General features: G+C 62.0%; 25 protein-coding genes and 1 tRNA gene. 16 read left to right on the top strand and 10 right to left on the bottom strand.

All coding sequences use genetic code 11. From position 1 onward, the window contains the following. The first annotated feature begins 137 nt into the window (after positions 1 to 137). A complete protein-coding gene (locus tag AX756_RS00975) occupies positions 138 to 1,457 on the top strand; it encodes an OmpP1/FadL family transporter (protein ID WP_163887081.1) in 1,320 nt (439 codons plus the stop codon). 211 nt (positions 1,458 to 1,668) lie between these two features. Here AX756_RS00975 and AX756_RS00980 read toward each other — a convergent pair. Then, positions 1,669 to 1,744 (bottom strand) — tRNA-Lys (locus tag AX756_RS00980). A gap of 135 nt (positions 1,745 to 1,879) precedes the next feature. Between AX756_RS00980 and dapF the strand changes: the two genes are divergently transcribed. From dapF to AX756_RS00995, 3 genes are all read left to right on the top strand, one after another. Continuing rightward, positions 1,880 to 2,680, top strand: coding sequence for a diaminopimelate epimerase (gene dapF / locus AX756_RS00985; protein ID WP_321186419.1), 801 nt, complete (start codon positions 1,880 to 1,882; stop codon positions 2,678 to 2,680). Between the two features lies 1 nt (position 2,681). Beyond that, positions 2,682 to 3,938, top strand: a complete 1,257-nt coding sequence (gene mtaB / locus AX756_RS00990) for a tRNA (N(6)-L-threonylcarbamoyladenosine(37)-C(2))-methylthiotransferase MtaB (protein ID WP_068307527.1) — start codon at positions 2,682 to 2,684, stop codon at positions 3,936 to 3,938. Between the two features lie 66 nt (positions 3,939 to 4,004). Then, positions 4,005 to 4,607: a glutathione S-transferase gene (locus tag AX756_RS00995; protein WP_068308128.1), complete on the top strand. Its 603-nt coding sequence runs from the start codon at positions 4,005 to 4,007 to the stop codon at positions 4,605 to 4,607. 48 nt (positions 4,608 to 4,655) lie between these two features. Here AX756_RS00995 and AX756_RS01000 read toward each other — a convergent pair whose 3' ends face one another. After that, positions 4,656 to 5,312 carry an outer membrane protein gene (locus AX756_RS01000; RefSeq protein ID WP_068307529.1) on the bottom strand — a complete coding sequence of 219 codons (657 nt, stop codon included), beginning with the start codon at positions 5,310 to 5,312 and terminating at the stop codon, positions 4,656 to 4,658. Positions 5,313 to 5,591: 279 nt separating this feature from the next. Between AX756_RS01000 and petA the strand changes: the two genes are divergently transcribed. The 5 genes from petA (at position 5,592) to AX756_RS01025 (ending at position 10,260) form a co-directional block, all read left to right on the top strand. Next, positions 5,592 to 6,167 (top strand): ubiquinol-cytochrome c reductase iron-sulfur subunit, encoded by a 576-nt coding sequence (gene petA, locus AX756_RS01005; protein WP_068307531.1) that lies wholly within the window; start codon positions 5,592 to 5,594, stop codon positions 6,165 to 6,167. An 11-nt stretch (positions 6,168 to 6,178) separates the two neighbouring features. Further along, positions 6,179 to 7,516 carry a cytochrome b gene (locus AX756_RS01010; protein WP_068307533.1) on the top strand — a complete coding sequence of 446 codons (1,338 nt, stop codon included), beginning with the start codon at positions 6,179 to 6,181 and terminating at the stop codon, positions 7,514 to 7,516. A 19-nt stretch (positions 7,517 to 7,535) separates the two neighbouring features. Further along, positions 7,536 to 8,327 carry a cytochrome c1 gene (locus AX756_RS01015; protein ID WP_068307535.1) on the top strand — a complete coding sequence of 264 codons (792 nt, stop codon included), beginning with the start codon at positions 7,536 to 7,538 and terminating at the stop codon, positions 8,325 to 8,327. 183 nt (positions 8,328 to 8,510) lie between these two features. After that, entirely contained in the window at positions 8,511 to 9,260 is a 750-nt protein-coding gene (locus AX756_RS01020) for a hypothetical protein (protein ID WP_068307537.1), read from the top strand. 73 nt (positions 9,261 to 9,333) lie between these two features. Beyond that, positions 9,334 to 10,260: a DMT family transporter gene (locus AX756_RS01025; RefSeq protein ID WP_068307540.1), complete on the top strand. Its 927-nt coding sequence runs from the start codon at positions 9,334 to 9,336 to the stop codon at positions 10,258 to 10,260. Between the two features lie 20 nt (positions 10,261 to 10,280). Here the strand turns inward: AX756_RS01025 and AX756_RS01030 are convergent, their stop codons facing one another. Beyond that, complete coding sequence (locus tag AX756_RS01030; protein WP_068307542.1) at positions 10,281 to 10,865, bottom strand: DUF1349 domain-containing protein; 585 nt, start codon at positions 10,863 to 10,865, stop codon at positions 10,281 to 10,283. Positions 10,866 to 11,024: 159 nt separating this feature from the next. Here AX756_RS01030 and aroC point away from each other — a divergent pair, with 159 nt between their 5' ends. Then, on the top strand, positions 11,025 to 12,128 hold the full coding sequence (aroC, locus tag AX756_RS01035; RefSeq protein WP_068307544.1) for a chorismate synthase: 1,104 nt from the start codon (positions 11,025 to 11,027) through the stop codon (positions 12,126 to 12,128). A gap of 4 nt (positions 12,129 to 12,132) precedes the next feature. Beyond that, a complete protein-coding gene (locus AX756_RS01040; protein ID WP_068307545.1) occupies positions 12,133 to 13,077 on the top strand; it encodes an AEC family transporter in 945 nt (314 codons plus the stop codon). Between the two features lie 2 nt (positions 13,078 to 13,079). Here AX756_RS01040 and AX756_RS01045 read toward each other — a convergent pair whose 3' ends face one another. The 6 genes from AX756_RS01045 to ade form a co-directional block, all read right to left on the bottom strand. Then, positions 13,080 to 13,496, bottom strand: a complete 417-nt coding sequence (locus AX756_RS01045) for a thioredoxin family protein (RefSeq protein WP_068307546.1) — start codon at positions 13,494 to 13,496, stop codon at positions 13,080 to 13,082. Between the two features lie 16 nt (positions 13,497 to 13,512). Continuing rightward, entirely contained in the window at positions 13,513 to 14,226 is a 714-nt protein-coding gene (locus AX756_RS01050; protein ID WP_068308130.1) for a cytochrome c biogenesis CcdA family protein, read from the bottom strand. A gap of 57 nt (positions 14,227 to 14,283) precedes the next feature. After that, positions 14,284 to 15,171: a DMT family transporter gene (locus tag AX756_RS01055; protein ID WP_068308133.1), complete on the bottom strand. Its 888-nt coding sequence runs from the start codon at positions 15,169 to 15,171 to the stop codon at positions 14,284 to 14,286. A 185-nt stretch (positions 15,172 to 15,356) separates the two neighbouring features. Beyond that, on the bottom strand, positions 15,357 to 15,647 hold the full coding sequence (locus AX756_RS01060; protein ID WP_068307548.1) for an HU family DNA-binding protein: 291 nt from the start codon (positions 15,645 to 15,647) through the stop codon (positions 15,357 to 15,359). Between the two features lie 131 nt (positions 15,648 to 15,778). After that, positions 15,779 to 17,245 (bottom strand): AMP nucleosidase, encoded by a 1,467-nt coding sequence (locus AX756_RS01065; RefSeq protein WP_438938393.1) that lies wholly within the window; start codon positions 17,243 to 17,245, stop codon positions 15,779 to 15,781. 5 nt (positions 17,246 to 17,250) lie between these two features. After that, positions 17,251 to 19,056 carry an adenine deaminase gene (ade, locus tag AX756_RS01070; RefSeq protein WP_068307551.1) on the bottom strand — a complete coding sequence of 602 codons (1,806 nt, stop codon included), beginning with the start codon at positions 19,054 to 19,056 and terminating at the stop codon, positions 17,251 to 17,253. A gap of 204 nt (positions 19,057 to 19,260) precedes the next feature. Between ade and AX756_RS25985 the strand changes: the two genes are divergently transcribed. Beyond that, entirely contained in the window at positions 19,261 to 19,836 is a 576-nt protein-coding gene (locus AX756_RS25985) for a hypothetical protein (RefSeq protein ID WP_163887079.1), read from the top strand. A 1-nt stretch (position 19,837) separates the two neighbouring features. Continuing rightward, on the top strand, positions 19,838 to 21,505 hold the full coding sequence (locus tag AX756_RS01080) for an ABC transporter ATP-binding protein (RefSeq protein ID WP_068307555.1): 1,668 nt from the start codon (positions 19,838 to 19,840) through the stop codon (positions 21,503 to 21,505). Between the two features lie 93 nt (positions 21,506 to 21,598). On the opposite strand, the gene AX756_RS01085 is transcribed toward AX756_RS01080, so the two are convergent. Beyond that, on the bottom strand, positions 21,599 to 22,477 hold the full coding sequence (locus AX756_RS01085) for a phosphoenolpyruvate carboxykinase (ATP) (protein ID WP_156461350.1): 879 nt from the start codon (positions 22,475 to 22,477) through the stop codon (positions 21,599 to 21,601). Between the two features lie 181 nt (positions 22,478 to 22,658). Here AX756_RS01085 and AX756_RS01090 point away from each other — a divergent pair, with 181 nt between their 5' ends. From AX756_RS01090 to AX756_RS01100, 3 genes are all read left to right on the top strand, one after another. Further along, complete coding sequence (locus AX756_RS01090; protein WP_068307558.1) at positions 22,659 to 22,886, top strand: PqqD family protein; 228 nt, start codon at positions 22,659 to 22,661, stop codon at positions 22,884 to 22,886. Next, positions 22,879 to 23,322, top strand: a complete 444-nt coding sequence (locus AX756_RS01095) for a lasso peptide biosynthesis B2 protein (RefSeq protein WP_068307559.1) — start codon at positions 22,879 to 22,881, stop codon at positions 23,320 to 23,322. Before AX756_RS01090 ends, AX756_RS01095 begins: the two co-directional genes overlap by 8 nt. Positions 23,323 to 23,589: 267 nt before the next feature. After that, on the top strand, positions 23,590 to 24,741 hold the full coding sequence (locus AX756_RS01100) for an isocitrate/isopropylmalate dehydrogenase family protein (RefSeq protein WP_231700950.1): 1,152 nt from the start codon (positions 23,590 to 23,592) through the stop codon (positions 24,739 to 24,741). Position 24,742: the final 1 nt, after the last annotated feature.

Below are 24,742 nucleotides of genomic sequence, written 5' to 3' on the forward strand. Positions count from 1 at the left end.
ATCACAATTTTGTGACGGCGATGGAGAAACATGCTCCCATTCGAATGTACGAAATGGTGGAGCAGGACGATTGCGGACACGAATCGACGGAACCGCAGTCGAGCACCACCAAGTCACGGATCGGGAGGAAACGCACCATGACGAAATACGTTCAGAATCAGCACATGATCGCAGGCATGGCAGGGCTGATTCTGCTTGGAGCCGCGGGCTCTGCACAGGCCACTAACGGCTATTTCGCCAACGGATATGGCGCGGGATCCAAGGGGATGGCCGGTGCGGGTGTCGCCGTGCCGACCGGCGTTCTCAGCCTGGCCCAGAACCCGGCCTTTGGCAACAAGGTCGGAAATTCGGCCGGCTTCTGCCTCACGACCTTCGCTCCCAGCCGGAGCATCGACATCGACTCGACCGACAGCTTCGGCGGTTTCCAGGCGTTGGTGCCGGGCAAGGAGACCAGCAAGAACGACTACTTCTTCATTCCCTGCGGTGGTGCCAACTGGCGCCTGAACGAGCGCATGTCCCTTGGTTTCGTCGTGTACGGAAACGGCGGCATGAACACCGAGTATGACACCAACATTTTCGACAGCAGCCTGCTGCAATTCAGTGGTGCACCCGCCGGGTTCTCATCCTCGCCGCTTGGCGTGAACCTCGAACAGGTCTTCATCGGCCTGAACGTGAGCTACCAGGTGAATGAACAACTCTCGCTCGGTTTCGCGCCGATCTATGCCGTGCAGCGCTTCTCCGCCACCGGGCTGGAACTCTTCCAGAGCATGTCCAGCGATCCCGCCAACGTGACGAATAACGACGATTCCTGGTCCCGCGGCTGGGGCTTCAATGTCGGCCTGCTCTACGAGCCCAACGCGGAATGGGATATCGGCATCTCCTATCGCTCACGCATCTGGATGAGTGAGTTCGACAGGTATTCGGGGCTCTTCGCGGAACAGGGCGATTTCGACATCCCCGCGACGCTCCTGATCGGCGCCGGCTACACGCCTGCCGCAGACCCGCGTTTCACCTTCACCGCGGAATATCAGCGGATCTACTACAGCCAGATCAAGGCCATCGCCAATGGCGGCACGGTAATCGACCCGACCGACGCGCTGCTTGGCGACGATGACGGCCCCGGCTTCGGCTGGAAGGACATGAACATCTTTCGAGTTGGCGCCGTCTATCGCCACGACGAAAAATGGACCTTCCGCAGTGGCGTGAGCTACGCCTCCCAGTTCATTGACGACGAGGAAGTCCTGTTCAACACGCTCGCACCGGCGACGATCCAGTGGCACGCCTCCGTGGGCGCCACCTACGCGGTCAACGACAACTGGAAGATACACGGCGCATATACCCACGCCTTCAGCAACTCCGTCTCCGGCCGCAACGAGACCATCCCGTTCAACGAGCAGGACATCGAACTGCAGATGTCCCAGAACGAATTCATCCTGGGCGCGAGCTACAGCTGGTGAATTGATCGCGCCAGGGAAACCTGGCGCGCACGGGTTCAGGGGGCCGGGCATCGCCATCCGGCAAGTCTGATCGGCCTTCTGAGCGCGGGCAAATGAGTCTGAAGCGGCACACACAGCGCCCGTCTGAAGGTGATACGGCGCGAAGTATAAAACGGCGGTAGCAAGAAAAACCAAAGGGCTCAGGCATTTCTGCCTAAGCCCTTGATTCGAATGGTGAGCCGTACAGGATTCGAACCTGTGACCCACTGATTAAAAGTCAGTTGCTCTACCAACTGAGCTAACGGCCCATCCGAGGCCCGCTGACTAAAAGACCTGCCGCAGCGGGTCAAGCAGAAAATTCACTCTCTCTTCAAAAGCACCTAAGCACCGCGTATATCCCCCGCACCATGGCTGATTCTCATCAACATCCCGATTTGCGATTCATGAAAATGCACGGACTGGGCAACGACTTTGTCGTTGTCGACGGCCGGCATGGTGCCGTTCCGTCCATCGGCCCGGTTGCGAAGGCCTTGGGCGACCGTCACCGGGGGGTGGGCTTCGATCAGCTTGCCGTGATCGAGAACGACGCGGAGGCCGACGCGAGGCTGGTCTTCTATAACGCAGACGGCTCTCTTTCAGCGACCTGCGGAAATGCAACGCGCTGCGTTGCCCGGCACCTGATGGAGGAGTCCGGTCAGCAAACGGTGACACTGCGGACGGAGCGTGGACTGCTCGCCTGCGCCGATGCGGGCGACGGGCTGACCAGGGTCAACATGGGCGTGCCAATGCTCGATTGGTCCGAGGTTCCGCTGGCCGAAGCGATGGATACGCTGGAGTTGCCTATCGAGGGGCGCCCGACGGCGACCGGCATGGGCAACCCGCACTGCACCTTTTTCGTGGACGATGTCGACAGCGTCGATTTGGTGGCTTTTGGCAAGGAGCACGAGCATAATCCGCTCTTTCCCGAACGCACCAATGTACAGGTCGCGCATGTGATCGGGCCGGATCACTTGAGGATGCGCGTCTGGGAACGCGGCACGGGCATCACGTTGGCCTCCGGCTCTTCCTCCTGTGCAACCGCCGTGGCGGCAGCGCGGCGCGGGCTGACCGGGCGAAGCGTTCGTATCGAGCTCGACGGCGGCACGATCTTCATCGATTGGCGCGAGGACGGCGTGCATATGACCGGTCCCACGGCCCATGTCTTCGACGGCATACTGACCCAAACCTTCCTGGAGAGCCTGTGAGATGAGCGCGCCCGTCTTCTCCACCCTTGGCTGCCGACTCAATGCCTATGAGACCGAAGCGATGAAAAAGCTCTCGGCCGAGGCCGGGATCGACAACGCGGTGGTGATCAACACCTGCGCCGTCACCGCCGAGGCGGTGCGCAAGGCGCGGCAGGAGATCCGGCGGTTGCGGCGGGAGAACCCCGAGGCGACATTGATCGTCACGGGCTGCGCCGCGCAAACCGAGCCCGAGACCTTTGCCGCCATGGAGGAGGTCGACCGGGTCATCGGCAATTCGGAAAAGATGCAGCCCGAGACTTGGGCCGCCATGTCCGGCCCCGATTTCATTGGCGCGACCGAGAAAGTGCAGGTCGACGACATCATGTCGGTGCAGGAGACCGCCGGGCACCTGATCGACGGTTTCGGCACCCGTTCCCGCGCCTATGTCCAGATCCAGAACGGCTGCGATCACCGCTGCACTTTCTGCATCATTCCCTTCGGGCGCGGCAATTCCCGCTCCGTGCCCGCCGGCGTGGTCGTGGACCAGATCAAGCGGCTCGTGGACAAGGGGTTCAACGAGGTCGTGCTGACCGGGGTGGACCTGACAAGCTGGGGCGCGGACCTCCCCGGCGCCCCGCGCCTGGGCGACATGGTAATGCGCATCCTGAAAATGGTACCGGACCTGCCGCGCCTGCGGATCTCGTCCATCGACTCGATCGAGGCCGACGAGATGCTGATGCAGGCGATTGCCACCGAGCCGCGCCTGATGCCGCATTTGCACCTGTCACTACAGGCGGGCGACAACATGATCCTGAAGCGGATGAAGCGCCGCCACGGCCGCGAGGACGCGATTCGCTTCTGCGAGGAGGCTCGCCGCCTGCGCCCGGAGATGACCTTTGGCGCCGATATCATCGTGGGCTTTCCGACCGAGACCGAGGAGATGTTCACCCACTCGCTCGACCTCGTGCGCGAATGTGACCTGACCTGGCTGCATGTCTTTCCCTACAGCCCGCGCAAGGGCACGCCGGCGGCGCGCATGCCGCAGGTCCATGGCGGCGCGATCCGGGAACGGGCGGCGCGCCTGCGGGCGCGGGGCGACGAACAGGTGGCCCGCCATTTGGAAGCCCAGATAGGCCGGAGCCACAGTATCCTGCTGGAAAACGCCCGGATGGGGCGCACAGAGCAATTCACCGAAGTGAGCTTCGACACTGACCAACCCGAAGGGCAGATCGTCTCCGCCACGATCACCGGCCATGGCAAAGGCCAGCTTCGGGCCTGAGTGATTGACGGTTCGCAGACCGGGCGGCAACGGCTAGACTCGCAGCAGCTTCGCAAGGAGACCGTCATGCAGCTCTACCACTCCCCCGCCTCCCCCTTCGTGCGCAAGGTCATGGTGACATTGCACGAGACCGGACAGCTCGACGAAGTGGAGTTGGTCTCCACCGTGGGCAACCCGCTCGACACGTCCAAGGTTTCGCGCACGGAAAACCCGCTGGGCAAGATCCCGACGCTGCTGCGCCCGTCCGGACCTGCACTGTTCGACAGCCGGGTGATCTGCCGTTTCCTCGACGACCGCGCGGGCGCCGGACTCTATCCGGAGAAACGGATCTGGGAGGTGCTGACGCTCGAAGCGCTGGCCGACGGGATCATGGAGGCAGCGGTGCTCATGGTCTACGAATCCCGTTGCCGGCCGGAGGAGAAGATCCACGATTTCTGGGTCGAAGGGCAGTGGGCCAAGATCGGGCGCGCGCTGGATGCGCTGGAAACACGCTGGATCAGCCACCTTGCCGGACCGCTCGACATGGGACAGATCGCCTGCGGCTGTGCGCTCGGCTATCTCGATTTTCGTCATGGAGACCGCGACTGGCGGCAGGGGCGCGACTCACTCGCGCAGTGGGCAGCCCGATTCGCCGAACGCGAATCAATGCAGTCCACCAAGCCGGAGTGATCCGGGCCGATTCGCGCTGAATCGGCCTGCCGGTTCCTGTCCTCTCGCTCAGAAGCTGTAACTGACGCCGAAATTGATGCCCCAGGTGGAGATGTTCGATTCCAACTCGCCGCCGCCTTCGAGATCGGTCGACAGCATGGAGAAGGTGCTCTTGTATTCCCCGAAGACCGCCCAGCTCTCGTTGAGCGCATAGCGCGCGCCCGCGGCCAGCATCGCGGAGGGGCCAGCGAGCTGGTATTCGAAGGTTTCGTCATCACTCCCGGTGCGCCGCACTTCCACATGCGGGATCGCCAGGCCGAGGCCAGCCCCCGCATATGGGGTCAAACGGCCCTTGGCCCATAGCCCCGGCCATCGATAAAAAACGTTTGCAGTCAAGCTGTTGAGGCCATCGGAAAACTCCAGTATCTCGAATCCGAATTCCTTCAGCGTGTCATCGGAAGCATAGGCCTTGGTGTGCTCGAACTCGACACCGAAGCCGAGATTCTCGCTGCGCCACCACGTGGCACGCAGCCCCCAATGGGGCGGCATCCCAAAGGAACGGCCCTCCCAATCGGCAAGGAAATCGAAATCGCGGCCATTGGCATCGCCACGCACATGACTGTCGAAAACCTCCTGTACGCCGGAATAGAAGCTCAGCTCCAATTCGGCGGCCGCAGGCGTGGCAAGGGCGGTCATGGCGCACAGCAACGCCAGAATGCGCTTCATGTCAGGTCTCCTGAAAGAGTGTCGGATTTTGCGGCTACCACAGAATGCGTAGGGGTCCAGCCCCATGCCCGGCACGTTTCCTTTAGCGCGTGAAGTGTTGCCACAACGGCTCCACACATGCCGAAAACCACATATTTTCAAGTTAATTGCGACGACCCGCCGCAGGCTGACGTCAATGACGGGTGGACGGGTCAAATCTCGCCCTCTAATTAGCTTTGCAGACCAGCTGTGCCCTCGGCACCGCACGGTATTCGCATAGCCAGGAAAGGGAGATTCCTCGTGTCCCACGCAGAAGACCACGACGGCACCCGTCGCGACTTCCTCTACTACGCCACCGCTGGTGCCGGTGCCGTAGCCACTGGTGCCGCCGTCTGGCCTCTGATCAATCAGATGAACCCGTCGGCGGACGTCCAGGCCCTCAGCTCCATTCTCGTCGATGTCAGCTCGATCGAGGTGGGTACCCAGATCACCGTCAAATGGCGCGGCAAGCCGGTTTTCGTGCGCCGCCGTTCCACCGAGGAGATCGAGGATGCCCGTTCCGTCGAGTTGTCCGCACTGCCCGACCAGATGTCGCGCAACGTGAACAAGGACGGCACCGACGCTGCCGACGAGAACCGCTCGCTGGATGATTCCGGCGAATGGCTGGTGATGATGGGTGTTTGCACCCACCTGGGCTGCGTGCCGCTCAATGACGCGGGCGACTATGTCGGCCCGACCGGTATTGGCGGCTGGTTCTGCCCCTGCCACGGTTCGCATTACGATACGTCCGGCCGGATCCGCAAAGGCCCGGCTCCCGAGAACCTGCCGGTGCCGACCGCCGCGTTCTTCGACGAAACAACCATTCAGCTCGGCTAAGGGAGACACCAATGGCTGGAATTCCCCACGACCATTATGAGCCGAAGACCGGTGCCGAGAAATGGGTCAATAGCCGCCTCGGCATTATTGGCCTGATTTACGACACCATGATGATCCCCACGCCCAAGAACCTGAACTGGATGTGGATCTGGGGCATCATCCTGGCATTCTGCCTGGGTCTTCAGATTGTTACCGGCATCATCCTGGTGATGCATTACACCCCGCATGTCGACCTGGCCTTTGCCAGCATCGAGCACATCATGCGCAACGTGAACGGCGGGCACTTCCTGCGCTACCTGCACATGAACGGCGCCTCGCTCTTCTTCCTTGCGGTCTACCTGCACATTTTCCGCGGTCTCTACTACGGCTCATACAAGGCGCCGCGCGAGATCACCTGGATCATCGGCATGCTGATCTACCTGCTGATGATGGGCACCGCCTTCATGGGCTACGTTCTCCCCTGGGGCCAGATGTCTTTCTGGGGCGCGACCGTGATCACCGGCCTGTTCGGTGCGATCCCGTTGATCGGCGAGCCGATCCAGACCTGGCTTCTGGGCGGACCGGCGGTAGACAATGCCACGTTGAACCGGTTCTTCTCGCTGCACTACCTGCTGCCCTTCATCATCGCGGGCCTGACGATCGTCCACATCTGGGCCTTCCATACCACGGGCAACAACAACCCCACCGGTGTTGACGTCCGCCGCGAGAACAAGGAAGTCGCCAAGAAGGACACGCTGCCCTTCTGGCCCTACTTCGTGATCAAGGACTTCTTCGCCCTGGCGCTGATCCTGGTCGTGTTCTTTGCCGTTGTTGGCTGGATGCCGAACTATCTTGGCCACCCGGACAACTATATCGAAGCCAACCCGCTGGTGACGCCGGCGCATATAGTTCCCGAATGGTACTTCCTGCCCTTCTACGCGATCCTGCGTGCCTTCACCGCCGATGTCTGGATCGTGATGTTTGCGGACTGGATCACCTTCGGCATCGTGGACGCGAAGTTCTTCGGCGTGATCGCCATGTTCGGCGCGATTATCGTTCTGGCGCTCGTGCCGTGGCTCGACACCAGCCGTGTCCGCTCCGGCCGGTTCCGGCCTATGTTCCGCTGGTGGTACGCCATCTTCATAGTCAACTTCGTGGTTCTCACCTGGGTCGGTGCCATGCCTGCCGAAGGGATCTATCCCTATATCGCGCTGGCCGGTGCAACCTACTGGTTCGCCTACTTCCTCGTGATCCTGCCCCTGCTGGGTGTCATCGAGAAGCCGGAAGAGCTGCCCGAGACCATCGAAGCCGACTTCAACGCGCATTACGGCAAGTCCAAGGACGACGCCGCGGCCACCCCGGCCGAGTGACAGGAAGGATCGTTCTGACATGATCAAGAAAATCGCACTCACCGCGGCCGCAGCCCTCGCCATCTCTGGCGGGGCGGCACTGGCCGCCGGTGGAGAGAGTCACATCCATGATGTGCAATTCTCCTTCGAAGGTCCGTTCGGCAAGTTCGACCAGATGCAGCTCCAGCGCGGCCTGCAGGTCTACACCGAGGTCTGCGCTGCTTGTCACGGGCTGAAATACGTGCCGCTGCGTACCCTGGCCGATCCCGGTGGCCCCGAACTGCCTGAGGACCAGGTGCGCGCCTACGCCGCCCAGTTCGAAATCTACGATGTCGAAAAGGACGAGGATCGCCCGCGGATTCCAACGGACCACTTCCCGGAGAACACCGCGGCAGGCGCACCGGACCTCAGCCTGATGGCCAAGGCTCGCGCCGGTTTCCACGGCCCCTATGGCACCGGCTTGAGCCAGCTCTTCAACGGCATGGGCGGCCCGGAGTACATTACCTCCATCCTCACCGGCTACACCGGGAAGGAAAAGGAAGAGGCCGGCACCATCTTCTATGAGAACACCGCCTTCCCCGGCGGCTGGATCTCGATGGCGCCGCCGCTCTATGGCGAAGACGTGGAATATGCCGATGGCCATTCCACTTCGCTGCACCACGAGGCAGAGGACGTTTCGGCCTTCCTGATGTGGGCCGCCGAACCCAAGATGATGGACCGCAAGAAAACCGGCCTCATCGCGGTGATCTTCCTCACGCTACTTACGGTGCTGCTCTATGCCACCAACAAGCGCATCTGGAAGCCGGTCAAGAAGGCTGCCAAGGAGGCCTGATCGGGCCTTCGGGTTTCAAAGCATTTCAAGGGGCGTTCCGAAAGGAGCGCCCCTTTCGCTATGCATCTGCCGAAATGCCTGTATTCGCAAACAGGTGAGCTGAGGCCATCCCGGTTCCTGTCCGTTGCTCACCCAGTTTGCTACGCTCCATCGTCAAATGGATTTCACGGCGGCTTGTGTCCCATGTTCCGATCTTTCTCAGTTTCCCTGTTCGCCTGCCTCGCAACCCTTCCCACGGTCTCCCCCGCCCAGGAGCTCGCATATCGCGGGCTTGGCCTCGACCTCTCCTACGTGGACAGCGACACATCCCAGGGCGGTCTCGCGGCGTTCGGCTCCGCCGAGGTGAGTTTCTCGCAGCGTTTCGGACTGCAAGGCGATCTCGGGCTGGACTATCTTGGGACCGAAGACGAGAGCCAAGCCGCTGTACTGTTGAGCCTGCACCCGTATCTGCGTCTTGGACACGATCTCTCCTTCGGTGCCTATCTCCAGGGGCGCGTCGCATCGGACCCGGCAACGGCCACGGGCCTTGAACTGGCCTGGAAGGCTCGGAACGGCTTCACCGCGGAGATGTATTTCGGCCAGACATGGGGTGACGAACTGGAGGCGGATGGCCACGCAACCAGCAAGGGCGCCACGCTGGGCTACAACTTCGCCAACGAGGTCTATGCGACCCTGTTCTTCAACAAGGACACGACCAGCGAATCCGGGCGGCGGGATCGCGACTATTACGACTACGGGATTGGGGCCGAGATACCGGTTGGCGCCACCGGCGATACCCGGCTGACGGCCTCATACGGCCAGATCCGTTTCGACGCGGAGGGCGGCCCGGTGACGAAGCTCACCCTCGGGCTGACGCGACAGCTCGGTGGCAACCAGCGCCGCCCGACCTTTACCAGGCGCCGCTCGGTGCTGACCGAGCTTGTCGGGTTTTGAAGCGGTCACTGTCTCCAGCCCCCGCCAAAACCGCACAGGTGACATTCCTGACGAAAGCTGCACATCTGACGCCATGAATCCGTCTCGCGCCATCCTTCTGAAGCTGGGCTCCGTCGCTGTCTTCGTCTCCATGCAGAGCCTGATCAAGGCAACGTCGGGGCATATCCCCCCCGGCGAAGCGGTGTTCTTCCGGTCGTTCTTTGCCCTTCCCGTGATCCTGCTCTGGCTGCATCACGATGGCGGGCTGGCCGATGGCTTCAGGACGTCGAACCCGATCGGCCATCTGTGGCGCGGTCTTCTGGGGGCAAGCGGCATGGGGCTCAGCTTCGCCGCGCTCGGCTACTTGCCGCTGCCGGAAGCCACCGCGATCTTCTATGCGGGTCCGATCCTGGTTGTCATATTCGCCGCGATGTTCCTGAACGAGAAAGTCGGCATCTTCCGCCTGTCCGCGGTCGGCGCGGGCATGGCTGGCGTCCTGATCATCCTCGCGCCCCGTCTCAGCCCCGGCTCAGATCAGGATCTGGCCCATGCGGAGGCCCTCGGGGCCGTTCTGGCCCTGATGTCCGCCGTTTTCGCCGCCCTGGCGCAGACTTTGGTGCGGAAGCTGGTTGCGACGGAAAAGGCCGGCACAATCGTGCTCTATTTCAGTCTGACGGCGTCACTCCTGTCGCTGTCGACGCTGGCTTTTGGTTGGGTCGTCCCAACACCCCGCGAGGCTGCGTTCCTGGTGCTGGCCGGTCTGGCAGGCGGTGTCGGACAGGGGATGCTGACCTCGGCCTACCGCTTCGGCGACGCCTCGCTGATCGCGCCGTTCGACTATGCCTCGATGCTGCTCGCCGTGGCCATCGGGTACATGATCTTCAACGAGATCCCCAATCTTCCGACGATTGTCGGCGCCGCGATCGTGGTCTCTGCGGGCATCGCGATCATTTTGCGGGAACGCCACCTCGGTATCAAACGCGAACGCCAAAGGCGCGCCCTGACCCCCGGCGGGCAATAGGACAGGCCACGCGCGCCAGATCAGGTAGAGATATACAGCGGATCCTTCGGCAGGTTGCCCAGCCGGAAATCGCTGAACTCGACCTTCAACCCCTCGCCGAGCGGCGAACAGGTCATGGGTCCGATCCGCGCCCCCTTGGCAACGAAATTCGCCACCCGCAGGATCTGCCAGTTGCCCAACCCAAGCGCATGCACGATCACCGCGGAGTCGGTCACGCTCATGCGGATGGTCCAGTCGCAGACCGCGCCATTTGCCGGTGCCATGGACCAGTCCGACCGGCCGTCCGTGACCACCACGGCAAGGGTCTCCCGCCCATCCGCATTCTCGATTCCCGCCTTGATCCAGCGGGTTTCGCTCTCCCAGAGCAACAGGCCCGCCTGCTCGTATTTCGACGTGAACTCACCGGTGAAAGTCACCTCGGCTGCGTAATGCTCGGGGGTGTCGAACAGCAGCGCATGCCCATTCGTGTGCTCGAAACCATAATGCGTCTTCTGCCAAAAATCGGTTTTCGCGGCGGTCTCAATGGCGAGGGTATTGCCCGAAACACTCCAGGATTTCGGCGGGTTCATCCAGCTTCCGCGATCAAAGGAAACGGTTTGCATCATGGTTGTCTTCCTCCTCGCCCTTCCCTGCGCCTCAAAAGATGCAAGAACAAGACGCATTTTCTGCAAGGCTCATCTCGCAAAGACAGAGGGATAGGCCCGAGCGCGCCCTTGAGCCTTTCCCTTCCGCCCTCTAAACGGGACTCAAAAGGGAGCCGCCCCATGAGCCTGAATACATTCGGACATCTGTTCCGCGTCACCACCTGGGGTGAAAGCCACGGGCCCGCGCTCGGCGCCACGATAGACGGCTGCCCGCCGGGTGTGCCCATCGAGTCCGAGGCGTTGCAGGTCTGGCTCGACAAGCGCAAGCCGGGCCAGAACCGGTTCACAACGCAGCGGCGCGAACCCGATCAGGTCGAGATCCTGTCCGGTGTGTTCGAAGGCAAATCCACCGGCACACCGATCCAGTTGATGATCCGGAACACGGATCAGCGCTCCAAGGATTACGGCGAGATCGTCGAGAAATTCCGGCCCGGCCATGCCGACATCACCTACTGGCAGAAATACGGCATCCGCGACTATCGCGGCGGCGGGCGCTCCTCGGCGCGGGAAACCGCAGCGCGTGTGGCTGCGGGCGGCGTTGCCCGCGCGGCGCTGAAGGTTCTGGCGCCCGACCTGAAGATCACCGGCTACATGGTGCAGATGGGCACGCAGGTGATCGACCGCGCCCGGTTCGACCTGGCCGAGATCGAGAACAACCCGTTCTGGATCCCCGATGCCGCGGCTGTCGACGACTGGTCGGCCTATCTGGACGGGCTGCGCAAGGCGGGCTCCTCGGTTGGAGGGATGGTCGAGCTTTGCGCCTCCGGCGTACCCGCCGGGCTGGGCGCGCCCATCTATGGCAAGCTCGACACCGATCTTGCAGCCGCGATGATGTCGATCAATGCCGTGAAGGGCGTGGAGATCGGCGAGGGCATGAATGCCGCCATGCTCACCGGCGAGGCCAATGCCGACGAGATTTCCATGGGCAATGACGGCCCGCGCTACAGCTCGAACCATTCGGGGGGCATTCTCGGCGGCATCTCGACCGGGCAGGACGTGATCGTCCGCTTCGCGGTGAAGCCGACCTCCTCGATCCTGACCCCACGCAAGACGATCACCAAGTCGGGCGAGAATACCGAGATCGTCACCAAGGGCCGCCACGACCCCTGTGTCGGCATCCGCGCCGTGCCCGTGGGCGAGGCGATGATGGCCTGCGTGCTTCTGGATCACCTGCTGCTGAACCGCGGCCAGATCGGCGAAGAGCTGCCCGGCCGGATCGGCTGAACCAATGCTCACCGTTCTGGACATTATCCTGCCGATCTTCGTGCTGATCGGGGCGGGCTTCGTGCTCGGTCGCCAGGGCATTTTCTCGGCCAATGACATCCGCGTGCTCGGCCGCTTCGTCATCAAGCTCGCCCTGCCGGCACTGATGTTCAACGCCATCGCCTCTCAGCCGATCGGCGCGGCGATCCAGCTCCCCTATGTGCTGATCTACGGGCTCGGCACGGTCGCGCTGATGGTAGTACTCTATACCGCCTTTCGCCGCGCGGGCCGTTACGACCACATCACCGCGACACTGGCAACCATGGGCTCGACCGTTTCGAATAACGGCTATGTCGGCTATCCGATCCTGCTTCTGGCAATGCCGGGGATCGCCAACCAGGCCTTTGCCCAGAACCTGCTGGTCGAAAACATCATCTTCCTGCCGATCCTGTTCACGATGCTCGAACTTGGGCACGAGGACGGGGCGAACCGCGCCCAAATCGCTTTGCGCACCCTGCGGCGGCTTGGCAGTGAACCGCTGATCCTCTCCATCGTCTTCGGCTGTGCTTTCTCGCTTCTCGCCCTGAAGCTTCCCTCCGCGATCGACCGGCCGCTTCACATGCTGGCCGCGGGTGCCAGCGCGACCGCGCTCATGGTGATCGGCGGAACGCTGGCTCACCTGAAACCCAAGGGCACGCGGGCGCTCGCAGGCTATATCGTCGCCTGCAAACTCATCCTGCACCCGCTGGTTATCGCGTCCCTCATCGCGCTGAGCACGGCTTTCGGGCTGGCGGAGATGACACCGGATATGCGCGCAGCCCTGATCCTGAGCTGCGCGATGCCGCCCCTCGGCGTCTTCTCGGTGATCGCGCAGGTGCATGGCAAACAGGGTTTCGCCTCGGCCACCCAGCTCGGTGCCACGATAGGCGCGCTGTTCACGCTGTCCGCGCTTCTCTACGTACTGACCTGAGATCAGGCCGTAGCCGCCGTCAGCGCGGTATCCATCAGCGCCTTGATCGATCCCTTGGAAGTGTCGGCCACGATACGGCCCAGCTCCGCGTCGCCCTTCAGGACCACCAGCGTCGAGCGACGCGGGATCTTGAGCGATTTCGCGAGATCGGACTTCCCATGCGCGTCCCAATCCACGTTGATAAAGGTGATAGCCTGCTCATAGGCCGGATTCTCCGACTTCAACGCATCCAGCACCCGCTCCTGCGCCTTGCAAGTCGTGCACCAGCTCGCCTTGAAATCGAGGAAGACCGTCTCGCCCGCCTTCAGCTTCTCGGTGACGAGCCCCGGCTTGTACTCCATCGGCGCAGCCATGGCGCGGCCCGCAAGCGGCACGATAGCCAACGCACCGGCCGCGGAAAGGAAAGAACGACGATCCATGATGAAACTCCCTTGATCAGATCGAAACGGAAAGGTCCTGAAGCCAGATCGGCAGCACATCCAGCGCCCAGGCCTCAAGCATGTGATGAACATTGAGCAGCAGCCCGACACCGACGGCGACGAAAACCACGCCAAGGATCGGCCGGCCCTTCGTCGCAACGGCCCGCATCCAGGCCTGCCGCTTCTGAATGACCGAACGTGCGCCATAGCCGAGCGCGAGGATGACCGTGGAGACGCCCCCCGCAAAGGACAGCATGATCAGCCCCGCCCGCCCAAGACTCTCGCCCTGGCTGGCCAGCGAAATCGCCGCCCCCAGGGTCGGGCCGACACAAGGGCTCCAGACCGCGCCGAGCAACATCCCGCCAAGGAACTGACCCGGCAGGCCAGAACGGTCGATATTATCGAACTGCGCATCCGCGCTGCCGGCAATCCCGGCCGTGGCGGTGGCAAAGCCAGCCGAGAAACGTGGCACCAAAAGCACCAGCCCGAATGCAATCATCAGAACCGCTGCCGCCTGCCCGACGATATCCTCGGTCAGCCCGATGGCCTGGCCGAAACTGGCCACCCCGATGCCCAGCAGAACGAAGGAAAGCGACATGCCGGCGGCCAGCGCGACCGGCCCCCAGCGGCTGGCCTGCAAGGCCGTAGCCAGAACGATCGGCAAGATCGGCAACACGCAGGGATTGATCAGTGTCAGCAGGCCCGCGCCATATCCAAGCAAAATCTCCATGCCCGAGAGATGCCGCATCGCGCGCAAACTGTCATCACACGAGCCTCTATCGCGGTCTCACTTCCGCGTGGGATCTGTTACAGGCTGCTTTGAGAGCTGCACCGCAAGGATGCCCAGCATGATCACCCCGACGCCCAGAACATCGCCCGCCCCGAGGCTTTCCCCAAGCAGAACCGACGCAATCGCCACCCCGAAAAACGGGTTCAGAAAGTGAAAGGTCGCCGCCTTCACCGCCCCGATGCGGCGCACCAGCAGAAACCAGGTGAGGGTCGCAACCAGCCCCGGCACGATGATCGTATAGGCAAAGGCCACGAGGAACTGCATGGTCCAGTCGATCTGCCATGTCTCCAGCGCCAGCGAGGCCGGAAACAGGACGACACAACCAACCAGCATCTGCAAACCCACGATCATCAGCACATTGCCACCCGATGCCGCGCCGCGCACCGCCAGCGTGGCAAAGGTCAGCGCCGTCACCCCGATCACACAGTAAATCACGCCCCAGGGGTCGACCCCGCCCCCCTGCAACCGGCTGCCCATGACAATGGCAACCCCGACAAAGCCGATCACAAGCCCGGCAATCCCCAGCGGCCGCACCCGCTCGCCAAAGATCATCAGCCCCGCCAGCGCCACCAGCAGAGGCATGGTCGAAGCAATGATCGCCGCCAGCGAGGCCTCGATTGTCTGCATGGCAACGAAGAACAGCCCCAGATAGAGCGCGTTCTGGCAGATACCGAAGATCAGCGTCGCCCGCGCCTGGCTCGTGCTCAGCCGCCAGGATTGCCCTAACGCCCGCGCGATCCCCACGGCGATCAGCCCCGCGATCAGGAAACGCAGCGCCGAGATCCCCAGGGGCGGCGCATGGGCCACGATGATCCGCGCCGAACTGAAGGCCGAGGACCACATCAGGGCGAAAGCCAGCCCCATCGCCAATGCTCGAAAATCCATCGCCAGCCCCTGAACCAAGCCTGGATGACGGCCAGCCGTACCGTTCATCCTCTTTCCGAAGAAACCCTCGGGCGGGAGCGCTCGTCAGAGCGCGGGGGGAGCAGACAGCCCCAAACACCGCCCCCTAAATGAAAGAGGTCGCCAAGATGGCGACCCCCTCAACTCAGGCGTGAATTGCTCTCGCCTCAGGCGTTGACCGAATCCTTCAGCGCCTTCGCGATCGTCATTTTAACGACCTTGTCGGCTTCCTTGTCGATCATGTCGCCGGTGGCCGGATTGCGAACCTGGCGTGCCGGACGCTCCCGGCAATAAATCTTGCCGATCCCCGGAAGAGTCACGGCACCACCGCCGGAAACTTCGCTGGTGATGATGCCGGTCACGGCATCCAGAGCGGCGGTAGCTGTTTTCTTGTCAGCGTCCATTGCCTCGGCAATAGCGGCAACAAGCTGCGTCTTGGTCATAGGTTTGGTGGCCATGTATGGTCTCCTCGTTGTTGCCCATTCTATTGGGGCTTATTTAGCTGATTCTACGTCATGTTGGCTCAGCCCACAACTTTTTGTGGGTGATCAGACAGGAAAACAAGGGGTTTTCTGCAGTTTTCGTCGGGTCAAAGGAAAGCTGTTTCCTCAAAACTGCGCAACTTCCGCGAATGAAGCCGTTCCAGCGGCATTCCGCGAAGAAGTTCCATTGCCCTTATCCCGATCAGCAAGTGGCGCGCAACCTGTGTCTTGTAGAACTCGCTGGCCATTCCGGGCAGCTTCAACTCGCCATGCAACGGCTTGTCGGAAACGCACAGAAGCGTGCCGTATGGCACCCGGAAACGGAACCCGTTGGCGGCAATGGTCGCGCTCTCCATGTCCAGCGCGATGGCGCGCGACTGGCTCAACCGTTGCACCGGGCCGGACTGGTCGCGCAACTCCCAGTTGCGATTGTCTACCGTCGCCACCGTGCCCGTCCTCATGATCCGCTTGAGCTCGAAACCTTCCAACTGGGTCACCTGCTCGACCGCATCCTCCAACGCGACCTGGATCTCGGCCAGGGCGGGGATCGGCACCCAGACCGGCAGGTCGTCATCAAGCACCTTGTCCTCGCGCAGATAGGCATGGGCGAGGACGAAATCGCCGAGCGCCTGCGAATTCCTCAGGCCCGCGCAATGCCCCACCATCAGCCATGCATGTGGCCGCAGAACCGCGATATGGTCCGTCGCTGTCTTTGCGTTGGACGGCCCCACGCCGATATTGACCAGCGTGATCCCGGCCCCGTTCGGGCGTTTCAGGTGATAGGTCGGCATCTGCGGCAGCTTCGCCGGTTCCTTGATCGCGGTATCGCCATCGGTGATCTCGACATTGCCGGGCGCCACGAAGGACGTGTATCCGCTCTCGGGGTCGTTCAGCGCCGCGCGCGCATAGGCCTCGAATTCCTCGACATAGAACTGGTAGTTGGTGAACAGCACGTGGTTCTGGAAGTGATGCGGACCGGTCGCGGTGTAATGGCTCAGCCGGGCCAGCGAGTAATCCACCCGCTGCGCGGTGAATTGCGCCAAGGGCCGCGCACCGTCGGGATAGGTAAAACCATAGCCGTTGACGATCTCGTCGTTGGTCGTCGCCAGATCCGGCACGTCGAACACGTCACGCAGTTGGAAACGCAGCGCACCCTCTTGGGGCACGCTGAGCGTGGCGTCGTTCAGCACCGCGAAATGCACCGGGATCGGTGTCTCGGACGGGCCCACCATGACCGGCTGGCCATGCATTTTCAGCACCAGCCCGATCTGCTGGATCAGGTATTTCCGGAATAGGTCCGGGCGCGTCACCGTGGTTGCATAAACGCCCGGCTCGGTGACATGGCCAAAGGCGAGCCGCGAGTCCGTTTCCGCAAAGCTCGTCGAGACAAGGCGGATTTCCGGGTAATAGGCCCGGTAGCGATGCGGAGGCTTTTCGCCCGCGAGGCTCTCGGAAAACCTGGCCGAAAGGAACTGGGTCGCCTTGTCATAGAGCAGGATCAGCCGGTCGACGGCCTTCTCGGCATCGTTGAACAGCGCCCGGTCGGGCACATCCGGTGTCACCACCGGCGCCATGTCATTCATTGTAAAACCTTCTCGATCAGGTCCGTCACCTCGAACCGCGTCACATCCACCAGCCCCTTGTCGGATATCCGAAGCTCGGGGATCACCACCAGCGCCAGCAACGAATGCTGCATATAGGCATTGTTGAGCCGACAGCCAGCCGCTTCCATCGCCGCGCCCAGCGCCTCGGCCTTGGCGGCGACAGATTCGGCGTGATCGTCCGACATCAACCCGGCAATGGGCAGTTCCACCATCGCCTGCTCGACACCATCGGCAAACAGCACCACGCCGCCCCCGACCTCGCCCAGGCGGTTCGCGGCCAGCGCCATGTCTTCGCGGGACGTACCCACAACAATCATGTGGTGGCTGTCATGCGCCACGGTGGAGGCCATGGCCATGCGTCCGCGATAGCCGAAGCCCTGCACGAAGGCGTTGCTCACCGCGCCCGTCGCCCGGTGCCGCTCGACAAGCGCGATCTGGCAGACCTCGCCCTCCGCCTCGATGCGCCCGTCGATCACCGGCAGATCCGCCGAGAGCGCTTTCGTCGGCGCCTGGTTCTCGACCACGCCGATCACCTTGACCCGGACGCTGTTGGCACCCGCAGGCGCGGCGATCACGAAATCCTCCGCGGCGAGCGTCTTGCCCAGATGCACCGTCTTGCGGGCATGGTCAGGCCAGTCGAGATGCGGGCAATCGACCGTGATCCTGCCACCTTCCGCCACGATCTGCCCACGGGCAATGACCGTATCGATGGGCAGGGCGCGCAGGTCGGAGGACAGGATGATGTCGGCCCGCCGTCCCGGCGCGATGGAGCCGATCTCGCGCTCCAGCCCGAAATGGTTCGCGGTATTGATCGTTGCCATCTGCAACGCCACCAGCGGATCGCAACCGCATTCGATGGCGTGGCGCACCGCGCGGTTCATATGGCCTTCATTGACCAGAGTGCCCGAGTGGCAATCATCGGTGCAGATGATGAAGTTGCGCGGGTCGAGCCCCTTTTCGGTCACCGCCGTGATCTGGCTCTCGATATCGTACCACGCACTGCCAAGCCGCAGCATGGCGCGCATCCCCTGGCGCACGCGGGCAATCGCGTCGGCTTCCTGCGTGCCCTCGTGGTCGTCGGCCGGTCCACCGGCGGCATAGGCGTGAAAGGCGGGGCCCAGATCAGGCGAGGCATAATGGCCGCCGACTGTCTTGCCCGCGTTCTGCGTGGCCGCGATCTCGGCCAGCATCTTGGCATCGCCATTCACCACGTCGGGGAAATTCATCATCTCGCCGAGGCCCACGATACCGGGCCAACTCATCGCCTCGGCCACGTCCTCGGGGGTGATCTCGAAGCCGGTCGTCTCCAACCCCGGCGCCGAAGGCGCACAAGACGGCATCTGGGTGAAGATGTTGACCGGTTGCAAGAGCGCCTCGTCATGCATCAGGCGGACGCCTTCGAGCCCGAGCACATTGGCGATCTCGTGCGGGTCGGTGAACATGCTGGTCGTGCCATGCGGAATGACGGCACGGGCAAATTCCGCCGGCGTCAGCATGCCGGACTCGATATGCATATGCGCATCGCACAGGCCGGGCAGCATGTAGCGCCCGGCGGCGTCGATCACCTGCGTTTCCGGCCCCACGCAATGGGAGCCGTCGGGGCCGACATATGCGATGCGGCCCTCGGCAATGGCAATATCGTGGCCCGGCAGAAGCTCGCGGCTCTGCACATTCACCCAGATCCCGTTCCGGATCACCAGATCGGCGGCCTGACGACCAGCCGCAACAGCCACAAGACGGGGGGCAGCTTCGGCCCAGCTTTTCATAGAAGAAGGTTTCATGCGCCATGCTTTCCCGATTTCCCAGCCGATGCAAGCACCGGGGAGGGGTTCGGTGCATCACCAGACCAGATCGAGATGACATGCAAGCGACAGCATCGCTTTGCGGGTCGGTTTCGACAAGGTTGCACATTTTTCGCCAGATGTGGAAATCTGCAGAAAAGCGCTTGTCTCCCGAATATGTTAACGAGATCAAGGAACCCTTCGTTGACAAGTGAAGACGCAGAAAACAGAACCAACCTGGTTAAGCGGGTACCCCTTCACGGGGCTCCCTGCCCCAAACCATTTATGAAAGTGCTGACACCGAAAATGGCCAGAAGCACGACCGATCTTGTTGATGAATGCCTTGCAGCGGTCATACGCGGCGAAGAAGGAGTCTATCCTCCCGCTCTGCACGATAGCGGACTGATCGCAGACCGAGCCATCTTTCACGGTGTTCAATGCCTTTTGATGTCCCATCCGGGCTTTCTTTCGCGTTTGCCCGCGGATGTCTCGCAGCGCATACGGGCGGAGGCGTTCGGCTTCACCTCGTGGGAAATACAGGGCCGGGCCGTTGTCCAATCGCTGCTGCGCGAGCTCGCAGGACAGGGCATTCGGTCGGTCCTGCAAAAGGGAACAGCCCTGGCCTTTAGCTGCTACGCGTCACCCTCGGAGGAGGTCCTGCGCACGAAATACTACCCAGAACTGGCGGATCGTTCCGTACTCTACCTGCATTTCCTTCGGTACAAGGACCGCCTCAACCTTCTGCGCACCGAGCGGCGCCAGAAGCACCGGCCCCGCTGAGATGACCCTGCATTTTCTTAAATCCATCCTTGCGCCGCATCGTGGCCGAATGCTGCTTCTGATCGCGATCCTGTTGCTCGAATCCGTGATCGCCCTGAGCATTCCCTGGGTCGGCGGCCGTCTGGGCGGGTACTTCTTCGGTGAAGGGCAGCAACTGGGCCCGGTCGTGCTCACGCTGGCAATTCTCGGCCTTCTGGCGACGGGCACCGGGTTGCGCATGGTCTCGACCTGGGTAAGCGGGCGCACGTCGGAGACGATCCTCGCGGAACTTCGCAGCCGGATATTCGCGCAGCTTCAGGCGCTTCCCATCCTCTGGCATCAGGGCGAAAGGCGTGGCAGCGCCATCGCGCTGATTTCCTGGGATCTGGTCCAGCTCAGCCAATTTGCCTCCGGAACGCTGGTCCAGTTGCTCCCGCTTCTGGTGACCGCAGGGGGCGCCTGCGTCATGATGCTGGCAATCGATCCGACGCTTGCGTTTCTGGTGCCTGTATTGGTGCCCGCATTCTTCATCCTTCAGAAGTTCATCGGCCGGCGGCTACGCGGTTTGGGAACCCGAATCCAGAAACAGCATTCCGAGGTGATCGCGGGTACCGAGGAGATGCTGGACCTGCTTCCGGTCATCAAGTCCTTCCACGCCGAGAAGATCGAGCAGGCCCGTTTCGACACCGAGGTCTCGAAGCTGAAGGATCTCACCGTGAAGGAAGCGCGCCTTTACGCGATTATCGATCCGGCCATCCAGTTCGTGGTTTCGGCCGCCACGGTCGTTCTGCTGGTTCTGGCCGGGCAGAGCCTTCGCACAGGGCAACTGTCGGCTTCGGAAGCCGTCAGTTTCCTGATGTATGTCGCCCTGCTGGTCCGGCCGGTCTCGCAGCTCGCCTCCGTCTATGGCCGGGTGCAAACCGCACGCGGGACGCTTGAACGGCTGCAAAATGTTATGCGGGAGACGCCGGAGAACCTCGAGTATTCGGCAGATGCGCTCCAGACCGCCGGCGAGATTGCTTTCGACCATGTCGCTTTTTCCTATCCCGGGCGGACCCCGGCCCTGAAAGACCTGAGTTTCCGAATCGAGGCCGGCGAGATCGTTGCGCTGACCGGCGCGAACGGGGCAGGAAAATCCACCGCTGTCGGCCTGTTGCTTGGTCTGTACCAGCCCGATAGCGGGCGCATCCTTCTGGATGGCCGCGATATTGCGGAAATGGAGCTCGGCGCTTTGCGGCGAGCGATCGGTTATGTCCCGCAGAGCCGGTACCTGCGCAACGCAACCGTGCGGGAAAACATCGCGTTTGGTATGCCGGACGCTCCGATGGAGGCGATTGTCGAGGCCGCGCGGATCGCGCAGGCGCATGATTTCGTGTCCGCCCTGCCCGAGGGATACGAGACCATCGTCGGCGACAAGGGGGTCAAGCTCTCGGGCGGGCAGCAACAGCGAATCTCGCTCGCACGTGCCCTGCTCAAGAACCCGCCGATCCTGATCCTGGACGAGGCGACCTCCATGTACGATCTCGAAGGCGAAGCGGAATTCGTCGCCGAATGCCGCGCGGCACTGGCCGGGCGCACCGTGATCCTGATCACCCACCGACCGGCCAGCCTTGAGATTGCCGACCGAATTATAGTGTTGGAGAATGGCGCCATCCGCACGGTCGCGCCGCCGGAAGGAATCGAGACTTGAGTGGTTTTACGTCCCGGCTGTGGTTGGAGCGCATTTCACGCTCGTCGCATGGCGGAAACGCCTCACAGATCGTGATTTGGCACCGATATTCGGTCACATGGAGTCATGCGGCTCTCTCCCGTTGCCGAGGTAGTCCAAGATTTCCTGCCTTACCTCTGGCAGCTTCGAATATCGACGCGGATATCGAAGACGGAAATGCGGCACGTTGTTCGAAAGCTCGGAAAGCTTGTCAAAATGGGCCTCCAGAACGCCTTGATAACGATCTTCTAGCAGGAAGATATGGGTCAGGCATTCGGCCAGAGCTTCGTGGGGGGATAGACGCTCCAGCAAAACCGTATCCTCCGTGGCGTCTCCCAGATGGAAGACAGCACCAACGTCGCAGGGAGCTTCGCTGAACGAGATTCCCTCCGGTTTCAGAATACGGTTCTTGGAAGACAAGGACGCCTGTTGAATTTCGCCGGCACTCTCGGCCAACAGCCTCTCGAAACTGTCTTGCCAAAGCCGGACCGAAACATGCCCGGGTTCGATCTCTAGCGACGGAGGCTCTGATGAAAACACCACGCTATCATCGCTTATGACCGAATGGCCCTGAGTGGCGAAATAGGTTGAAAGCGTTGACTTTCCCTGACCGGACAGTCCGACAAACAGCAGCGCCATGCCACCGTCCTCAACGCCGCTAGCATGCATAACCAGCCCTCCCTGCATGCCTATAACCAAGGGTCGAACCTGGTTTATAAAGAGGTGATCAAGAGTTGCCTTGTCAGTTCCAGAAACGGGCCAACACTGGATGTCTTCTGTGACAGGCACATAAACGAAATCGGCCAGGTCCAGGAACCTGAGCCGATATTCATCACTGGTCCTGTAGAATTGTGACCAAACCGTTCCGTCCGGATGGAGCCAACTCTTGTATGGCTCCACACTCAGTTCATTCTGCGCAGCGATATTTTTAACGCGAACACTCAGGTCGTTCAAAACACATTACCCAACGACGTTTGACTCACTCCGAATATCAATAGATCTGCGCGTTGCAAACTTCCACTAGGGTCGTTTGCCTACGCCGCCGGCCCCCGGATCACCTTTACGACCCGTAGCTCCCTGAGTCAGTTCGAGAACCTGCCCATGTTCCACCAGAACAGGTTTTGAGTATCCTTTCTTGGAGGGCGACAAAACCGTTCTGCTGGACATGGAGAGCGGCCAGTATTTCGGCATGGACCCGGTTGCCAGCTTTGTCTGGAATGGCCTGAAGGAGGGCAAGGCGCCGGCCGAGATTGTCGCACGGATTTCAGAGGAATTCACGGATGTTCCCGGCTCGGCTCAGGCGGATGTCCTGGCCTTCCTACAGGAACTGTCTGACAAGAAACTGATTTCCCCAAATGGCTAGGCTTGCCGCCCTGTTTCGCCGGCTCGGCAAGGCGCGGCAGCTCGACCGTGCGGAGTTGCAGGATCTGTACCGGGCCTCCAACGAGCTGTGGCGTGCCCGAAAACAGGTGGCCAGTGCCTCTGTACCGCAAATCCTGTCGCCTTTCCCCGTCGATGCCGCGAGACAGGCGGAACACACGGATCACTCTGCCGAGAAGACCGTCGAGCGAGTGTCGATAGCAGTCCAGCGCGCGGCCAACGCGGTTCCGTGGCGTTCTGATTGCCTGATTCAGGCGGAGGCGGCACGGCATTGGCTGGCCGCGGAAGGAATCGAGACGCGGATCGAGCTGGGTTCCAACAAGACAGATTCAGAGGGCTTCCTCGCCCATGCCTGGTTGATCTGGCGGGACCGGATCGTGACCGGAGGCGATATCTCGCGGTTTTCTCCCTTCGAGTGAGGCAAGAGATCCGCGGCTGCGTGGATCTGTCCGTGCGCTGCTGACATGCGTCCTCCACCGACAACGTGGTCCGGCCCGAAAAATCGAACTCTCAACGTATACGATAAAGTATTTGACGTCGCGTCCATCCGGTGAGATGGTCCGATCAGGCAGCGCCCGCAACTGAAGCCGAGTCTTGAGCACCCATCCAGACACACGCGGCGCTGAAATCCCGCGAAGGAGGAGGCCTTCAACCCGGTGTATCCGTCACAAGCCATGGAGGAATGCGTGACAACCCGCCTGACGATTGCTCTCATAAAGGGGGATGGAATCGGAATCGAAGTGGCCGATTCCGCGGTTCGAATCGTCAATGCTTCGCTTTCCGCCGTGGGAGCGCCGCTGCCGATCTATGACGAGATACAGGCAGGGGCGGCCTATTTCCGGCAGACCGGCATCGATATCGAGCCGGACGGCGAAGCGCGCGCGGGCGAGGCGGATGCGATCTTCCTCGGCGCGGTTGGCCTTCCCTCTGTCCGGCATGCCGATGGCACCGAGATCTCTCCGCATCTGAGGCTACGGGACAGGTACGGTCTCTATGCGGGCATACGTCCCGTGAAGGCTTATCCGAATATCCCCCGGCGATTGGCGGACCCGCGCGCCGCCGGGATCGACATGGTGATCCTGCGGGAATCCACGGAAGGGCTTTTCTATTCGGCCGCGGTTCACGGACGGTCGATAATCGTGGGCGATGAGGCGGTCTATGACACGCTGCGAATTTCCCGCGAAGTCAGTGAGAAACTGCATCGCTTCGCCTTCCGGCTGGCGCGCAAGCGGAAATCCCGAGGCCGCCCGGGAAAACTGACCTGCGTGGACAAGGCCAATGTCTTCGCCTCGCTCGCCTTTTTCCGCAAGATCTTCGACGAGATCCGGCCGGAATTTCCCGATATCGACGTCGCTCATGCCTATGTCGACGCGCAAGCGCTGGATCTCGTCCGAAAGCCTTGGGAGGTCGATGTCCTGGTGACGGAGAACATGTTCGGCGACATCCTGTCCGATCTGGCCGGCGGGCTTGTCGGCGGGATGGGCATGGCGGCCTGTGGCGAGATTGGTGACGAGATCGGACTGTTCCAGCCCGCCCATGGCAGCGCGCCGGACATCATGGGACAGGACAAGGCGAACCCGCTCGCGGCCATTCTCAGCGGGGCCTTGATGCTGGACTATCTCGGCGAAAAGCGGGCTCTCTCGGAATGCAATGCGGCTGCGGCCCTGATCGAGGCGGCGGTCGCGCGCGGGTTCGCGGAAAACCGGCTGCGGCCAGATGAGTTCGGCGGTGATATGGGGACCGAGGCAGTCACCCGCGAATTGCTGGCGCTGATCGCGACGCCAGCTCCACGCGTCAAGGCCGGGCGCGGCGAAGGCGCCGATACCTTCGCCTCCTGAC

This window comes from Aliiruegeria sabulilitoris, from assembly GCF_001558155.1.
In the GTDB taxonomy this organism is placed as follows: domain Bacteria; phylum Pseudomonadota; class Alphaproteobacteria; order Rhodobacterales; family Rhodobacteraceae; genus Tropicimonas; species Tropicimonas sabulilitoris.

What these genes read in the sequence shown, in the direction of transcription:
- AX756_RS01000 (WP_068307529.1), bottom strand. Translation starts at nt 5,312, where the DNA reads ATGAAGCGCATTCTGGCGTTGCTGTGCGCCATGACCGCCCTTGCCACG.
- mtaB (WP_068307527.1), top strand. Translation starts at nt 2,682, where the DNA reads ATGAGCGCGCCCGTCTTCTCCACCCTTGGCTGCCGACTCAATGCCTAT.
- AX756_RS01025 (WP_068307540.1), top strand. Translation starts at nt 9,334, where the DNA reads ATGAATCCGTCTCGCGCCATCCTTCTGAAGCTGGGCTCCGTCGCTGTC.
- AX756_RS01055 (WP_068308133.1), bottom strand. Translation starts at nt 15,171, where the DNA reads ATGGATTTTCGAGCATTGGCGATGGGGCTGGCTTTCGCCCTGATGTGG.
- AX756_RS01010 (WP_068307533.1), top strand. Translation starts at nt 6,179, where the DNA reads ATGGCTGGAATTCCCCACGACCATTATGAGCCGAAGACCGGTGCCGAG.
- AX756_RS01015 (WP_068307535.1), top strand. Translation starts at nt 7,536, where the DNA reads ATGATCAAGAAAATCGCACTCACCGCGGCCGCAGCCCTCGCCATCTCT.
- AX756_RS01045 (WP_068307546.1), bottom strand. Translation starts at nt 13,496, where the DNA reads ATGGATCGTCGTTCTTTCCTTTCCGCGGCCGGTGCGTTGGCTATCGTG.
- ade (WP_068307551.1), bottom strand. Translation starts at nt 19,056, where the DNA reads ATGAAACCTTCTTCTATGAAAAGCTGGGCCGAAGCTGCCCCCCGTCTT.
- aroC (WP_068307544.1), top strand. Translation starts at nt 11,025, where the DNA reads ATGAGCCTGAATACATTCGGACATCTGTTCCGCGTCACCACCTGGGGT.
- AX756_RS01060 (WP_068307548.1), bottom strand. Translation starts at nt 15,647, where the DNA reads ATGGCCACCAAACCTATGACCAAGACGCAGCTTGTTGCCGCTATTGCC.
- AX756_RS01050 (WP_068308130.1), bottom strand. Translation starts at nt 14,226, where the DNA reads ATGGAGATTTTGCTTGGATATGGCGCGGGCCTGCTGACACTGATCAAT.
- AX756_RS00975 (WP_163887081.1), top strand. Translation starts at nt 138, where the DNA reads ATGACGAAATACGTTCAGAATCAGCACATGATCGCAGGCATGGCAGGG.
- AX756_RS01065 (WP_438938393.1), bottom strand. Translation starts at nt 17,245, where the DNA reads ATGGCGCCGGTGGTGACACCGGATGTGCCCGACCGGGCGCTGTTCAAC.
- dapF (WP_321186419.1), top strand. Translation starts at nt 1,880, where the DNA reads ATGAAAATGCACGGACTGGGCAACGACTTTGTCGTTGTCGACGGCCGG.
- AX756_RS01040 (WP_068307545.1), top strand. Translation starts at nt 12,133, where the DNA reads ATGCTCACCGTTCTGGACATTATCCTGCCGATCTTCGTGCTGATCGGG.
- AX756_RS01080 (WP_068307555.1), top strand. Translation starts at nt 19,838, where the DNA reads ATGACCCTGCATTTTCTTAAATCCATCCTTGCGCCGCATCGTGGCCGA.
- AX756_RS00995 (WP_068308128.1), top strand. Translation starts at nt 4,005, where the DNA reads ATGCAGCTCTACCACTCCCCCGCCTCCCCCTTCGTGCGCAAGGTCATG.
- AX756_RS01020 (WP_068307537.1), top strand. Translation starts at nt 8,511, where the DNA reads ATGTTCCGATCTTTCTCAGTTTCCCTGTTCGCCTGCCTCGCAACCCTT.
- AX756_RS01030 (WP_068307542.1), bottom strand. Translation starts at nt 10,865, where the DNA reads ATGATGCAAACCGTTTCCTTTGATCGCGGAAGCTGGATGAACCCGCCG.
- AX756_RS01095 (WP_068307559.1), top strand. Translation starts at nt 22,879, where the DNA reads ATGGCTAGGCTTGCCGCCCTGTTTCGCCGGCTCGGCAAGGCGCGGCAG.